Annotated in this window: 11 protein-coding genes; 8 read left to right on the top strand and 3 right to left on the bottom strand. The window is 71.9% G+C overall.

From position 1 onward, the window contains the following. Nucleotides 1-57 precede the first annotated feature (57 nt). Nucleotides 58-846 (top strand): ferritin-like domain-containing protein, encoded by a 789-nt coding sequence (locus tag DWB77_RS30095; RefSeq protein ID WP_120724914.1) that lies wholly within the window; start codon nt 58-60, stop codon nt 844-846. A gap of 189 nt (nt 847-1,035) precedes the next feature. Here DWB77_RS30095 and corA read toward each other — a convergent pair whose 3' ends face one another. Then, nucleotides 1,036-2,031 carry a magnesium/cobalt transporter CorA gene (gene corA, locus DWB77_RS30100; RefSeq protein ID WP_120724916.1) on the bottom strand — a complete coding sequence of 332 codons (996 nt, stop codon included), beginning with the start codon at nt 2,029-2,031 and terminating at the stop codon, nt 1,036-1,038. Between the two features lie 59 nt (nt 2,032-2,090). Here corA and DWB77_RS30105 point away from each other — a divergent pair, with 59 nt between their 5' ends. The 5 genes from DWB77_RS30105 to DWB77_RS30125 all read left to right on the top strand — a co-directional run bounded on the left by DWB77_RS30105 (nt 2,091) and on the right by DWB77_RS30125 (nt 9,203). After that, nucleotides 2,091-2,777, top strand: coding sequence for a histidine phosphatase family protein (locus tag DWB77_RS30105; protein ID WP_120724918.1), 687 nt, complete (start codon nt 2,091-2,093; stop codon nt 2,775-2,777). Nucleotides 2,778-2,860: 83 nt separating this feature from the next. Further along, nucleotides 2,861-3,451 carry a DUF3090 domain-containing protein gene (locus DWB77_RS30110; RefSeq protein ID WP_053723476.1) on the top strand — a complete coding sequence of 197 codons (591 nt, stop codon included), beginning with the start codon at nt 2,861-2,863 and terminating at the stop codon, nt 3,449-3,451. Continuing rightward, nucleotides 3,415-4,236 (top strand): SCO1664 family protein, encoded by an 822-nt coding sequence (locus DWB77_RS30115; RefSeq protein ID WP_120724920.1) that lies wholly within the window; start codon nt 3,415-3,417, stop codon nt 4,234-4,236. Before DWB77_RS30110 ends, DWB77_RS30115 begins: the two co-directional genes overlap by 37 nt. Before the next feature lie 554 nt (nt 4,237-4,790). Beyond that, nucleotides 4,791-6,020 (top strand): cysteine--1-D-myo-inosityl 2-amino-2-deoxy-alpha-D-glucopyranoside ligase, encoded by a 1,230-nt coding sequence (gene mshC / locus DWB77_RS30120; protein WP_120724921.1) that lies wholly within the window; start codon nt 4,791-4,793, stop codon nt 6,018-6,020. Between the two features lie 135 nt (nt 6,021-6,155). Next, the gene (locus tag DWB77_RS30125; protein ID WP_120724923.1) at nt 6,156-9,203 is read left to right on the top strand and encodes an NPCBM/NEW2 domain-containing protein; all 3,048 of its coding nucleotides are present in this window, start codon (nt 6,156-6,158) and stop codon (nt 9,201-9,203) included. 86 nt (nt 9,204-9,289) lie between these two features. Here the strand turns inward: DWB77_RS30125 and DWB77_RS30130 are convergent, their stop codons facing one another. Then, on the bottom strand, nt 9,290-10,696 hold the full coding sequence (locus DWB77_RS30130) for an NADP-dependent succinic semialdehyde dehydrogenase (protein WP_120724925.1): 1,407 nt from the start codon (nt 10,694-10,696) through the stop codon (nt 9,290-9,292). Nucleotides 10,697-10,784: 88 nt separating this feature from the next. After that, nucleotides 10,785-11,768, bottom strand: coding sequence for a PAC2 family protein (locus DWB77_RS30135; RefSeq protein ID WP_120724927.1), 984 nt, complete (start codon nt 11,766-11,768; stop codon nt 10,785-10,787). Between the two features lie 363 nt (nt 11,769-12,131). Between DWB77_RS30135 and DWB77_RS30140 the strand changes: the two genes are divergently transcribed. Further along, a complete protein-coding gene (locus DWB77_RS30140; protein WP_120728429.1) occupies nt 12,132-13,451 on the top strand; it encodes an enolase C-terminal domain-like protein in 1,320 nt (439 codons plus the stop codon). Beyond that, nucleotides 13,448-14,224: an SDR family NAD(P)-dependent oxidoreductase gene (locus DWB77_RS30145; RefSeq protein WP_120724929.1), complete on the top strand. Its 777-nt coding sequence runs from the start codon at nt 13,448-13,450 to the stop codon at nt 14,222-14,224. The genes DWB77_RS30140 and DWB77_RS30145 overlap by 4 nt, the downstream gene beginning before the upstream one ends. The last annotated feature ends 22 nt before the right edge of the window (nt 14,225-14,246 follow it).

A 14,246-nucleotide genomic window follows, 5' to 3' on the forward strand; every position in this document is an offset into this window, starting at 1 on the left:
TCGCCGCATTTGACTCGGTTGCGCAGAGTCCTGCGCGCACCCGGAGGTACGGCAACGATGCTCTCGGCCAAGAGCCTGTTCCAGGAGATCCTCGACCACGACGAGTCGTTCCGGCTCTTCTGCTCCATCGCGGCCGGGGGCGAGTCCCAGGGCGGCTGGGAGAACGGCCGGATCGCCGCCCTCCTTCCCCCGCAGTGCCGCGCCCTCGCCCCCAAGGTGGCCCGGCACGGCGCCGACGAGGACAAGCACGGGCGGATCTTCCACGCGCTGATGAAGAAGCGGGGCCTGAGCGCCGTCGACGTACCCGACGACACCAACTACACGATGCTGCTCGAACGGATCGGCATCGGGCTCGGCCACGCGCGGCTCAGGAGCGAGGAGCCGCTCACCGAACGGGACGTCGTGGTCTACCTCGCGCACAGCCGCGTCACCGAGCAGCGCGCCTCGGAACAGATGGCGCTGCTGTGCAAGCACTTCGGCGCCGATCCCGATCTGGGACGCGCCGTCCGGATGATCTCCGCCGACGAGGACAACCATCTGGCGTACTGCCACGAGGAGTTGCTGCGGCTGGCCCGCGCCGGACACGGGCCCGCCATCCAGCGGGCGCTGCGCCGGTGCGCGCTCGCCGAGATCCGCGTCTACCGCGACGTCAGCCTCGCCGTCATGGCCCACATGGGACGCATCCTCGGCTGGCCGCGCCCCAAGGCGGCGCTCCTGGCGGCCGGCATCCACACCGTGTACGCCTACGAACGCCTCGCCGGGTGGCGGCGGATGGTGGACCTCGCCATGCCGCAGCGGCGCGACGCGCTCGGCGGCCCCGCCCTCCCCGCGCCCGGCTTCGCCTAGGGCCTGTCCGGCGGATCTTGTCTGGGACGCGGGGGGCTGCCACGCCCATCTGCGGCGTTGTCGTCGGTTGCCGACGCTCCGCGTCGCCGCCCTCCTCCGCCTTGCAGTTGGACGCACCAGCCCCCCGCTCACCAGCACCACAAGGCCAAGGCACCCCGGCGGCGACCAGATCCGCCGGACAGGCCCTAGCTACAGCCAGCCGCGCCGCTTGAACAGGCCGTACAGACCCAGCTCCAGGAGCACCATCAGCACGATCAGCGCCGGGTAGCTCCACGCCCAGTGGAGCTCGGGCATGTGGTCGAAGTTCATGCCGTAGACGCCGGCCAGCATCGTGGGGACCGCCGCCATCGCCGCCCACGCCGAGATCTTCCGCATGTCGTCGTTCTGCCGGACGCTGACCTGCGCCAGATGCGCCGAGAGGATGTCCGAGAGCAGCCGGTCCAGGCCTTCCACCGACTCGTTGGTCCGCATCAGGTGGTCGTCCACGTCGCGGAAGAACGGCTGGGACTCGGCGTGCACGAACGGCACCCCCGCGCTCGCGAGGCGCTGCACCGGCTGCGCCAGCGGGCCGGTCGCCCGGCGGAACTCCTGGAGCTGCCGCTTGAAGGTGTAGATCCGCGAAGCGGTGCCCTTCGTGTCGCGGCCGCCCGAGGGCGAGAAGATCTGCGCTTCGAGCTCCTCCAAGTCGTTCTGGAGCTCGGCCGCCACCTCCGTGTAGTGGTCGACGACCGCGTCGCTCACCGCGTACAGGACCGTCGTGGGCCCGTGCTTGAGCAACTCGGGCTCCGACTCCAGGCGTTGGCGCACCACCTTCAGTGGCGCGCCCTCACCGTGCCGCACGCTCACGACGAAACTTTCGCCCACGAAGAGCATCAGCTCACCGGAGGACACCGTGTCGCTCCGCGGCTCGTACACGACCGGCTTGAGGACCATGAACAGCGAGTCGTCGTAGACCTCCAGCTTGGGCCGCTGATGCGCCTTCAGCGCATCCTCCACCGCCAGCGAATGCAGCCCGAACTCGGTGCTGACCAGCTCGAACTCCTCCTCCGTCGGCTCATGGAGTCCCAACCAGAGGAAGCTGTCACCTTCGGCGCGCGCCTGGCGGAGGGCGTCCGAGAAATCCTTCGGGCCCTCGGTGCGGCGGCCGTCGTGGTAGATGGCGCAGTCAACGATCATTGCGCGCATTCTCCCGTGAAAGGGAGCCGCCCGCATCCGGGCGGCACCGGCCGCCTAGGCTGACGACCATGGCCACGCTGATCCTCGTACGTCACGGACGTTCCACCGCCAACACGGCGGGGGTGCTCGCCGGCTGGACGCCGGGCGTCGCCCTCGACGAACGCGGCAACGCCCAGGCCGCCGCCCTGCCCGACCGGCTCGCGGGGGTGCCACTCGCCGCCGTCGTCACCAGCCCCCTGCAACGCTGCCGCGAGACGGTCCAGCCGCTCCTCGACGCCCGTCCCGGTCTGCCGCTGCACCCCGAGGACCTGATCGGCGAGTGCCACTACGGCGACTGGTCCGGTCGCCCCCTCGCCGAACTCTCCGCCGAACCGCTCATGGAGGTCGTGCAGCAGCACCCCTCCCATGCGGCCTTCCCGGGCGGCGAGTCGATGCGCGCGATGCAGGCCCGCGCGGTCGGTGCCGTACGGGACTGGAACGAGCGGATCGAGGCCGAGCACGGCCCCGACGCGGTCTACGCCATGTGCTCGCACGGCGACATCATCAAGTCCGTCGTGGCGGACGCCCTCGGCATGCATCTCGACCTCTTTCAGCGGATCTCGGTGGAACCGTGTTCCCTCACCGTGATCCGCTACACCCGCCTGCGTCCCTACCTGGTCCGGCTCGGCGACACCGGGGACCTCGCCTCGCTGATGCCGCGCGCGACCCCCGCCGAGGAACAGGCCGAGGTCGGTGGCGGTGCGGGAGCACCGTGATCGCTCGGCGCAGTAGGGTGGACGCGCCGAAAACCGCTGCTCCACCTCCGACTGCTCCAACTCCGAACTAGGGAGACCAGAACGTGTCCCGTCAGGTGTTCTTCTACGACCCGCCGGACCGTTTCGTGGCCGGCACGGTCGGGCTCCCCGGGCGCCGGACGTTCTTCCTCCAGGCGTCCGCGGGCAGTCGCACCACCAGCGTCGCCCTGGAGAAGACCCAGGTCGCGGCGCTCGCCGAGCGGATCGACGAGCTCCTCGACGAGGTCGTGCGCAGGACCGGAGGAAACGCTCCTGTGCCCGCCGTCGCCCCGCCCGACGTCACCGACAGCGCGCCGCTCGACTCGCCCGTCGAGGAGGAGTTCCGGGTCGGCACCATGGCGCTCGCCTGGGACGGCGACGAACAGCGCATGATCATCGAGGCGCAGGCCCTGGTCGAGCTCGACGCCGACACCGAGGACGACCTCGCCGAGGCCGAGGAGCGCATGCTCCAGGACGAGGAGAACGGCCCGCCCATGCTGCGGGTGCGCCTGACCGGAGCCCAGGCCCGGGCCTTCGCCAAGCGGGCCCTCGACGTCGTGAACGCGGGCCGCCCGCCCTGCCCGCTGTGCAGCCTCCCGCTCGACCCGGAAGGACACGTATGCCCGCGCCAGAACGGATACCGCCGCGGAGCCTGACCTCGGCCGAGCTCCTCGCCAAGGGTGAGCTCACCGTCCTCGGACGGATCCGCGAGGCGTCCAACGCGGTCCTGTACTGCTCGGTGGCGTACGGCGACGAGAGCGCGGAGTGCGTCTACAAGCCCGTCGCGGGGGAGCGGCCGCTGTGGGACTTCCCCGACGGCACGCTCGCCCAGCGCGAGGTCGCCGCGTACGAGGTGTCGCGCGCGACGGGCTGGGACCTCGTGCCGCCCACCGTGCTGCGGGACGGCCCCTACGGCGAGGGCATGGTCCAGCTGTGGATCGAGACGGCGGAGGGCGACTCCGGGCTGCTCGCCCTCGTCGAGGACGAGGAGCCGGCCGAGGGCTGGAAGGCGGTCGCGCTCGCGGAGGTCGGCGAGGGGCGCACCGCGCTGCTCGTGCACGCCGACGACGAGCGGCTGCGGAGGCTCGCGGTGCTCGACGCGGTGATCAACAACGGGGATCGCAAGGGCGGGCATCTGCTGCCCGCGCCCGACGGGCGGCTGTACGGGATCGACCACGGGGTCACGTTCAACGTGGACGACAAGTTGCGGACGCTGCTGTGGGGGTGGGCGGGCGAGCCGCTCACCTCGGAGGCGGTGGGCGCCTTGAAGGGCCTGGCCGAGGCCCTTCGACCCCGGGGGGTGCTTGCGGTGCGGCTTGCTTCGCTGATCACTGAGGCGGAGGTGGGGGCGGTGCGGGCTCGGGTGGCGGCGCTCCTGGACAGCGGGGTTCACCCCGCGCCGTCGGGGGAGTGGCCTGCGATTCCCTGGCCACCGGTCTGAGGGGTTTGCCGTGCCGTGCCGCGCCCTGCCCTGGACGGGGGCGCCCCGCCCGTCACCCGCGGCCCGTGCTCGCGTCTCGCGCAGTTCCCCGAGCCCCTAACCCCGCTTTCGTCTGCGGACCGTGCCCGCGTCTCGCGCAGTTCCTCGCGCCCCTGGAAACCCGTTTTCGTCTGCCGACCGTGGGTGGCTGGTCGCGCAGTTCCCCGCGCCCCTGACAGGACCGGTGCTGGCCAGCACAGGCCACCTCAGCCTGTCCGGCGATTGAGGACGAGCGCCCTTTAGGCGCGATCGGGGTCTGGGGCGGAGCCCCAGGGGCTTTTGGCTGCGGACCGTGCGTGGCTGGGCGCGCAGTTCCCCGCGCCCCTTAGCTGTGCCGGTGCTGGGGCACCTTCAGCCTGTCCGGCGATTGAGGACGAGCGCCCTTTAGGCGCGATCGGGGTCTGGGGCGGAGCTCCAGGGGTAGCAGGTTCGGGGAGTTCTGTGCAAGGGGGTGGATTCGGCCAAGAGCGGGATCCGGTTCGTATCCGGAACGTGCGTCCGGTTACGCTCAAGACATGCATGCCTGGCCCGCTTCTGAGGTCCCCGCCCTGCCCGGCAAGGGCCGCGACCTCCGGATCCACGACACCGCGACCGGCGGACTGGTCTCCCTCGACCCCGGTCCCGTCGCCCGTATCTACGTCTGCGGGATCACCCCGTACGACGCGACCCATATGGGTCACGCGGCGACCTACAACGCGTTCGACCTCGTTCAGCGCGTGTGGCTCGACACCAAGCGGCAGGTTCACTACGTCCAGAACGTGACGGACGTGGACGACCCCCTCCTCGAGCGAGCCATCCGCGACGGCAAGGACTGGGTCGAGCTCGCCGAGGGCGAGACCGCGCTGTTCCGCGAGGACATGACCGCCCTGCGGCTGCTTCCCCCGCAGCACTACATCGGCGCCGTCGAGGCGATACCCGGAATCGTCCCGCTCGTCGAGCGGCTCCGGGACGCGGGCGCGGCGTACGAGCTCGAAGGGGATGTGTACTTCTCCGTCGAGAGCGACCCGCACTTCGGCGAGGTGTCCCACTACGACGCGGAGCTCATGCGCGCGCTGTCCGCCGAGCGCGGTGGCGACCCCGAGCGGCCCGGCAAGAAGAACCCGCTGGACCCGATGTTGTGGATGGCCGCCCGCGAGGGCGAGCCGAGCTGGGACGGCGCCTCGCTCGGCCGTGGCCGCCCGGGCTGGCACATCGAGTGCGTGGCCATCGCCCTCGACCACCTCGGCATGGGCTTCGACGTGCAGGGCGGCGGTTCCGACCTCGTCTTCCCGCACCACGAGATGGGCGCCTCGCACGCCCAGGCGCTGACCGGCGAGCACCCCTTCGCCAAGGCGTACGTACACGCCGGCATGGTCGCCCTGGACGGCGAGAAGATGTCCAAGTCCAAGGGCAACCTCGTCTTCGTCTCCAAGCTGCGCCGCGACGGCGTCGATCCCGCCGCCATCCGCCTGTCGCTGCTCGCCCACCACTACCGGGCCGACTGGGAGTGGACCGACCAGGTGCTCCAGGACGCCGTCGAGCGCCTCGGGCGCTGGCGGGCCGCCGTGTCGCGGCCCGACGGGCCGTCCGCTGACGCGCTGGTGGAGGAGGTCCGCGAGGCCCTCGCCAACGACCTGGACGCCCCTTCGGCGCTGGCCGCCGTCGACCGCTGGGCCGCTCGCCAGGACGCGGAGGGCGGCACGGACGAGGCCGCCCCCGGTCTCGTGTCCCGTACGGTCAACGCCCTGCTCGGCGTCGCCCTGTAGCGCCAACGCGCCGACCCCGAACCGCCCTTGGACTCCGCGTGAGTCCGGGGGCGGTTTCGTTTTTCCCGGGCCCCACCGCATGTTTCCTGGGCCCACCCCATGGTCCGATGCTCGTTTGTGCGCTAAACACGCTCTATGCAATCACCAATACGCACGAGAGTGGCTCTCGTCGGCGCGGCCGTGCTCGGTCTGCTCGCGGTGTTCGCCGGTCCGGGCAGCGCCCAGGCCGACGTCGCGGCAGACCCCCCGACCGATACCTCCGTGGGGGACGTGACCGGCTTCGAAGCCGCGTCCGGCTCCGTCTTTACGCTGCGCGCGGGCGCGGCCGAGGCACGCGTCAGCTTCGTCGCGGACGACACCTTCCGCATCGAACTCGCCCCGAACGGCGACTTCACCGACCCGACCGGCTCCGACATCGTCCTGCCGCAGGGCAGTCCGCCCGCCACCCGCTGGAAGGACCGGGGCGACCGCTATGAGCTGAGTACCGCCAAAGTCACCCTGCGCGCCTTCAAGTCCCCGCTGCGCTTCGCCCTGTACAAGGCGGACGGCACGCAGCTCTGGGCCGAGACCAAGCCGCTGAGCTGGACCAAGGACACCACCACCCAGACCCTGTCGCGGGGCGCGGCCGAGCAGTTCTACGGCGGCGGCATGCAGAACGGCCGGGGCAACACCTCGCACCGCGACCGGACCGTCCAGGTGAGCGTCGACGACAACTGGAACGACGGCGGGCACCCCAACTCCGTGCCGTTCTACCTCTCGACGGCCGGCTACGGCGTCTTCCGCAACACGTACGCCCCCAATACGTACGTCTTCGGGCAGCCCGTCACGACGAGCGCCAAGGAACAGCGCTTCGACGCCTACTACTTCGCGGGTGACGCCAAGCACGTCATCGGCGACTACACCCAGTTGACGGGCAAGCCGTTCCTGCCGCCGGTCTACGGCCTCGAACCCGGTGACTCCGACTGCTATCTGCACAACGCCAACCGCGGTGAGCGCCACACCCTCGACGCGGTCGCGGTCGCCGACGCGTACAAGACCCATGACATGCCCAACGGCTGGATGCTGGTCAACGACGGCTACGGCTGCGGCTACGAGAACCTTCCCGAGACCAGTGCCGGTCTCCAGAAGGACGCGATGCACATGGGCCTGTGGACCGAGGACGGCCTCGACAAGCTCGCCGACCAGGTCAAGGCCGGCCAGCGCGTGGCCAAGCTCGACGTCGCCTGGGTCGGCGACGGCTACCAGCACGCGCTCGACGGCTGCAAGGCCGCCTACCAGGGCATCGAGGCCAACAGCGACGCCCGCGGCTTCACCTGGGCGCCGGAGAGCTGGTCGGGCGCCCAGCGCTGCGGCGTGCAGTGGTCCGGCGACCAGTCGGGCAGCTGGGACTACATCCGCTGGCAGATCCCGACCTACGCGGGCGCGACCCTGTCCGGCCTCGCCTACACCAGCGGGGACATCGACGGCATCTTCGGCGGCAGCCCCAAGACGTACACCCGCGACCTCCAGTGGAAGTCGTTCCTGCCCGCCGTGATGACCATGGACGGCTGGGCCGCGAGCGACAAGCAGCCCTACCAGTACGGCGAGCCCTACACGTCGATCAACCGGAGCTATCTGAAGCTGAAGGAGTCGCTCCTTCCGTACATGTACTCCTACGCCCACGAGGCCACGAAGACCGGCGTCGGGCCGGTCCGGCCGCTGGCGCTCGAATACCCCGACGACCCGAAAGCGGCGACCGACGCCGCGAAGTACGAGTTCCTGACCGGCGAGGACTTCCTCGTCGCACCGGTCTACCGGGACACGACCGTACGCGACGGGATCTATCTGCCCCAGGGCACCTGGATCGACTACTGGAGCGGGCGCACCTACCAGGGCCCCACCACGATCGACGGCTACAGCGCGCCCCTCGACACCCTGCCCCTGTTCGTGAAGGCCGGGGCCGCCGTGCCGATGTGGCCCGGCATCCGCTCCTACCAGGACCGCACCGCCTCTTCGCCGCTCGCCTGGGACATCTACCCCCAGGGCCGCTCGTCCTTCCAGCTGTACGAGGACGACGGCGTGACCCGCGCCCACCGCACCGGCGCCTTCGCCACCCAGCGCGCCGACGTCCTCGCCCCGCAGCGCGGACCCGGCGACGTGACCGTTCAAGTCGGCGCCGAAAAGGGGCAGTTCACGGGCAAGCAGCAGGCCCGCCCCTACCATCTGACCCTGCACACCGGGAGCGCGCCCGCCACGGTGGAGGTCCAGGGCCACCGGCTCGCGCGGCTGGATTCGAAGGCCGCGTACGACAAGGCCGCCACCGGCTGGTTCTACGACGCTGGCGACCGGGGCGGGGTCGTCCTGGTGAAGACCGCGAGCCTGCGCACGGACCGGGCGTTCGAGGTGCGGCTGAAGGACACCAGCGCCGTGGGCGGCAGGGCCCCGGGCGCGGCCGTCACGCTGGCCGCCCCCACCGGGCAGGAACTCGCGGCGGGCGCCCCCGGCAAGGTGGCCGTGGACGTCACCGCCGGGAGCGCGGACGCCACCGGCGTACGGGTGTCCCTCGCCGCGCCGGCCGGGTGGACCGTGACCCCGTCGGCGGCGCTCGACCGGATCCCGGCCGGGACCACCCGGCGCGTCGAGGTGGGGGTGACCCCGGCCAAGGACGCCGCGCCCGGCGAATCCACCCTGACCGCCAACTCCACGTACGGCGGCGGCAGTTCACAGCAGCGGATCGCGGTCTCCGTGATGCCCGCGCCGCCCTCGGGCGACACCTGGGCCAGTGACATGGTCTGGCTGACCTCGGCCAACGGATACGGTCCGCCGGAGCGTGACCGCTCCAACGGCGAGTCGGGGGCCGCCGACGGCCACCCCCTCACGCTCGCGGGGACCGGCTACGCCAAGGGCATCGGAGCCCACGCCGACTCCGACATCGAGGTCTACACCGGCGGCCGGTGCACCGCCTTCACCGCCGACGTCGGCATCGACGACGAGATCAACGGCTACGGGGAGGTGGCGTTCTCCGTCGAGGCCGACGGCAAGGTGCTGTGGACCTCGCCGAAGGTGACCGGGGCCTCGGCGACCGTGCCGGTCAACGTCGCGCTCGGCGGGGCGCGCCATGTCCATCTCAAGGTCACCGACACCAACAACGCCAAGTCCGGTGACCACGGCGACTGGGCCGGCGCCAAGTTCAGCTGCGCCTAGCCGGCCGGCGGGCGCGGGGCGGGGGCGTTCCCCGTCCGGCGCCCTCGGGTGGTGGGGTGACGTGGGAGCGGCTCGCGGGTGGTGGGTCAGGAGTCCGAGGGCTCCGCGCCGAACCACACCGTCGTCGCGTTGCAGAACTCCTTGATGCCGTGGCCGGAGAGCTCGCGGCCGTAGCCGGAGCGCTTGACGCCGCCGAAGGGGAGGGCCGGGTGGGAGGCGGTCATGCCGTTGAAGAACACCCCGCCCGCCTGGAGGTCGCGTACACAGCGCTCGACTTCGGTGTCGTCGCGGGTCCAGACGTTGGAACTCAGCCCGAACGGCGTGTCGTTGGCGACCGCGAGGGCTTCGTCCAGGTCGCGCACCCGGTAGAGCGTGGCGACCGGCCCGAAGGTCTCCTCGTGGTGGATGCGCATGTCGGCGGTGACACCGGCTAGCACGGTCGGAGAATAGAACCAGCCCCGGTCCATCCCCTCGGGCCGGCTCCCGCCGCACAGGGCGGTCGCCCCCTTGCGTACGGCGTCCTCGACCAGCTCCTCCAGGTCGGCGCGGCCCCGCTCGCTGGCCAGCGGGCCGATGGCGGTGCCCTCGTCCAGGGGGTCGCCCACCGTCAACTCCCGCATTCCGGCGGTGAATTGTTCGGCGAAGGCGTCGTAGACGTCGGCGTGGACGATGAAGCGCTTGGCGGCGATGCAGGACTGGCCGTTGTTCTGGGTGCGGGCGGTCACCGCGGTCACCGCGGCCCGCTCCACATCGGCGGAGGCGAGCACGAGATAGGGGTCGCTGCCACCCAGTTCGAGCACGGTCTTCTTGATCTCGTCGCCGCAGATCGCCGCGACCGAGCGGCCCGCGGGCTCGCTCCCGGTCAGCGTGGCCGCCGCCACCCGGGGGTCGCGCAGCACCTTCTCGACGCCGTCGGAACCGATCAGGAGGGTCTGGAAGCAGCCCTCGGGGAGCCCGGCCCGGCGGAAGAGGTCCTCCAGGTACAGCGCGGTCTGGGGCACGTTCGAGGCGTGCTTGAGCAGGGCGACGTTGCCGGCCATCAGCGCGGGCGCCGCGAACCGCACGACCTGCCAGAGCGGGAAGTTCCACGGCATCACGGCCAGCACCACGCCCAGCGGCCGGTAGTGGACCCGGGCCCGCTCGGCCCCCGAGTCGCGGACGTCGTCCGCGGAGGGCTCCTCGTCGGCGAGCAGCTCGGCCGCGTGCTCGGCGTACCAGCGCAGCGCCTTGGCGCACTTCGCCGCTTCGGCGCGGGCCGCCACGACGGGCTTGCCCATCTCCACCGTCATGGTGCGCGCGATGTCGTCCCGGTCGACGTCGAGCAGGTCCGCCGCGCGCAGCACGAGCCGGGCGCGCTCCTCGAAGCGGGTCGTGCGCCAGCCGGCGAAGGCGGACTCGGCCGCGGCCAGGCGCCGCTCGACCTCCTCGGGCCCCATGGCCCCGAAGCTCTTGAGCGTCTCACCGGTAGCCGGATTCACCGTGGCGATGGCCATGACGTACGACACCTCCTGAAGGCACTGGTCCCTCGACCTTCCCGCGCGTCAGGAGGCGCCGCAACGCGAACGTCGGCCCCGCCCCGGGCTACTCCTCGGAGGATTCTTCGCCGGGGTCGTCCGTCTTGGGGGGCTTGGGGGGCCGGGTGCGCCCGCTGGAGGTGTCCCGCAGGTAGGAGCCGTCGGCCTCGGTGGCGGGGCCGCCCGCGGTGGCCTGTCCCGGACCGGGGCCGCCGTCGCGCCGGCGCAGATACCGCTCGAATTCGCGGGCGATGGCCTCACCGGACGCCTCGGGCAGATCCGCGGTGTCCCGCGCCTCCTCAAGGGTCTGGACGTACTCGGCCACCTCGCTGTCCTCGGCGGCCAGTTGATCGACGCCGAGCTGCCAGGCGCGGGCGTCCTCGGCCAGCTCGCCGAGCGGAATCCTGAGGTCGATCAGGTCCTCCAGGCGGTTGAGCAGGGCGAGCGTGGCCTTCGGGTTGGGCGGCTGCGACACGTAGTGCGGCACCGCGGCCCACAGGCTGACCGCCGGGACGCCCGCATGGGTGCACGCCTCCTGGAGGATGCCGACGATGCCCGTGGGGCCCTCGTACCGGGTCTCCTCCAGATCCATGGTCCGCGCCAGATCCGGGTCGGAGGTCACACCGCTGACCGGCACCGGCCGGGTGTGCGGGGTGTCGCCGAGCAGCGCGCCCAGGACCACCACCATCTCCACGCCCAGCTCATGGGCGAAGCCCAGGATCTCGTTGCAGAACGAGCGCCAGCGCATCGACGGCTCGATGCCCCGCACCAGCACCAGGTCGCGCGGCTTGTCGCCGCCCACCCGCACCACGGAGAGCCGGGTGGTGGGCCAGGTGACCTTGCGGACCCCGCCGTCCAGCCACACCGTGGGCCGGTTGACCTGGAAGTCGTAGTAGTCCTCCGCGTCCAGCGCCGCGAAGACCTCGCCCTTCCATACCCCGTCCAGGTGCGCGACCGCGGAGGAGGCGGCGTCGCCCGCGTCGTTCCAGCCCTCGAACGCGGCGATCATGACCGGGTCGACCAGCTCGGGAACGCCCTCCAGCTCGATCACCCAGTGCCTCCCTACGAAGTTCCCCATGTGTACGCCCCAACCTTACGGCTTCAGACCTACCCCGCCGCAGCCCCCGTGCACAGCCCTCCCGGGCCGGAAGTGGCGCGGGAAGGGAGGGGCGGCGAAGGGGCCGAAGACGGTGGCCGCCCCTGATTCATCCGAGCTGTGGGCCGGAAATCTCGGCACGACCCTGGACGGTGCCGCTCAGGCGGGGATATACATCGGATGACCGGTAGAGATCCGATGTCCACACGGACGGGCTTCCCGCGGACGGTTGCGCGGACGTTCGTTCAGCGGTTCATCCGGGCGTTGATCCAGGTGCAGATCCATGGGGAGATCCATGCGTTCATCCAGGGGGCGTGCATGAGGCCGAGCGTCACGGCGTTCGAGGTACACGACATCCGTTTTCCCACCTCGGAACGGCTCGACGGCTCGGACGCCATGAACCCCGACCCCGACTACTCGGCCGCCTATGTCGTGCTGCGCACCGAGGACGGCCACGAGGGTCACGGCTTCGTCTTCACCATCGGCCGCGGCAACGAGGTGACCGCGGCCGCCATCGAGGCGCTGCGACCCTACGTCGTCGGCCGCCCCGTGCCGGTCGGCGCGGCGGACCTCGCGGCCCTGCACCACGACCTCACCCATGACTCCCAACTCCGTTGGCTGGGGCCGGAGAAGGGGGTGATCCACATGGCGGCGGGCGCCGTCGTCAACGCCGCCTGGGACCTGGCGGCCACCATCGCGGGGCTTCCGGTGTGGGAGTTCCTCGCCGCCATGACCCCCGAGGAACTGGTCTCGCTCGTCGACTTCCGCTATCTGACGGACGTGCTGACCCGGCAGGAGGCACTCGCCATCCTGCGCGCCGCCGAACCCGGACGCGCCGAGCGGGCCCGGCTGCTGCGCGCCGAGGGGTATCCCGCGTACACCACCTCGCCCGGCTGGCTCGGGTACGACGACGACAAGCTGGTCCGCCTCGCCAAGGAGGCCGTCGCGGACGGCTTCGCGCAGATCAAGCTGAAGGTGGGCGCCGACCTCGACGACGACGTCCGCAGGCTGGGCCTTGCCCGCGCCGCCGTCGGCCCCGGCATCCGCATCGCCGTCGACGCCAACCAGCGCTGGGACGTGCCCGACGCGATCCGCTGGATGGCGGCGCTCGCCCCGTACCAGCCGCACTGGATCGAGGAGCCGACCAGCCCCGACGACATCCTCGGGCACGCCGCCGTGCGGGCCGGGCAGCCCGTGAAGGTCGCCACCGGCGAACACGCCGCCAACCGCGTCGTGTTCAAGCAGCTCCTCCAGGCGGGCGCGGTCGACTTCGTCCAGATCGACGCGGCCCGGGTGGCCGGGGTCAACGAGAACCTGGCGATCCTGCTGCTCGCCGCGAAGTACGGCGTGCCGGTCTGCCCGCACGCGGGCGGCGTCGGCCTGTGCGAACTCGTCCAGCACCTGGCCATGTTCGACTTCGTCGCGGTCTCCGCCAGCCGCGAGGACCGGGTCATCGAGTACGTCGACCACCTCCACGAACACTTCGTGACCCCCGCCGTCGTCGAGGCCGGCCGCTACCGCGCCCCCACCGCCCCGGGCTTCTCCGCCCGGATGCACCCCGCCAGCATCGCCGCCCACCGCTACCCGGACGGGCCCCTGTGGCGGGCCCGCCGACCGGCCCAGGAGGTCGCCTCATGAGCCCCACCCAGGACTTCGACGGCATGGCGGCGCTCGTCACCGGCGGCGCCTCCGGCATCGGCGCCGCCGTCGCCGAGCTGCTCCTGGCACGCGGCGCGCGCGTCGCCGTCCTCGACCGGGACGTGGCGGGCGCCCCGGACGGCGTCCTCGCCCTGGAGGCCGACGTCACCGACGACACGGGGGTACGGGACGCGGTCGGGCGGGCCGTCGCCGCGTTCGGCGCCCTGCACACCGTGGTCTCCAACGCCGGCATCGGCGCCGTCGGCACCGTCGAGGACAACGACGACGCCGAATGGCACCGCGTCCTGGACGTCAACGTCGTCGGCATGGTCAGGGTCGCCCGGCACACGCTGCCCCACCTACGACGCGCGGCCGGGGAGCGGCCCGGCCGCGCGTCCCTGACCCAGACCTGTTCCGTCGCCGCCACCGCCGGTCTTCCCCAACGCGCCCTGTACAGCGCCGCCAAGGGCGCCGTCCTCTCCCTCACCCTCGCGATGGCCGCCGACCACGTGCGCGAGGGAGTCCGGGTCAACTGCGTCAACCCCGGCACGGCGGACACCCCCTGGGTCGCCCGGCTGCTCGACCGCGCCGACGACCCCGACGCCGAGCGCGCCGCGCTGCGGGCCCGCCAGCCGATGGGCCGGCTGGTCTCGGCGGCCGAGGTCGCCGCCGCCATCGCCTATCTCGCGAGCCCCGACGCGGCCGCCGTCACCGGCACGGCCCTCGCGGTCGACGGCGGCATGCAGGGTCTGCGCCTGCGCCCCAGTACCTGAGAGCTCCGCCGTGAATCCACCA

Origin of the sequence: Streptomyces hundungensis, from assembly GCF_003627815.1 — a bacterium.
In the GTDB taxonomy this organism is placed as follows: domain Bacteria; phylum Actinomycetota; class Actinomycetes; order Streptomycetales; family Streptomycetaceae; genus Streptomyces; species Streptomyces hundungensis_A.

Coding starts and splice junctions, on each gene's coding strand:
- DWB77_RS30095 (WP_120724914.1), top strand. CDS start 58: ATGCTCTCGGCCAAGAGCCTGTTCCAGGAGATCCTCGACCACGACGAG.
- corA (WP_120724916.1), bottom strand. CDS start 2,031: ATGCGCGCAATGATCGTTGACTGCGCCATCTACCACGACGGCCGCCGC.
- DWB77_RS30105 (WP_120724918.1), top strand. CDS start 2,091: ATGGCCACGCTGATCCTCGTACGTCACGGACGTTCCACCGCCAACACG.
- DWB77_RS30115 (WP_120724920.1), top strand. CDS start 3,415: ATGCCCGCGCCAGAACGGATACCGCCGCGGAGCCTGACCTCGGCCGAG.
- mshC (WP_120724921.1), top strand. CDS start 4,791: ATGCATGCCTGGCCCGCTTCTGAGGTCCCCGCCCTGCCCGGCAAGGGC.
- DWB77_RS30125 (WP_120724923.1), top strand. CDS start 6,156: ATGCAATCACCAATACGCACGAGAGTGGCTCTCGTCGGCGCGGCCGTG.
- DWB77_RS30130 (WP_120724925.1), bottom strand. CDS start 10,696: ATGGCCATCGCCACGGTGAATCCGGCTACCGGTGAGACGCTCAAGAGC.
- DWB77_RS30140 (WP_120728429.1), top strand. CDS start 12,132: ATGAGGCCGAGCGTCACGGCGTTCGAGGTACACGACATCCGTTTTCCC.
- DWB77_RS30145 (WP_120724929.1), top strand. CDS start 13,448: ATGAGCCCCACCCAGGACTTCGACGGCATGGCGGCGCTCGTCACCGGC.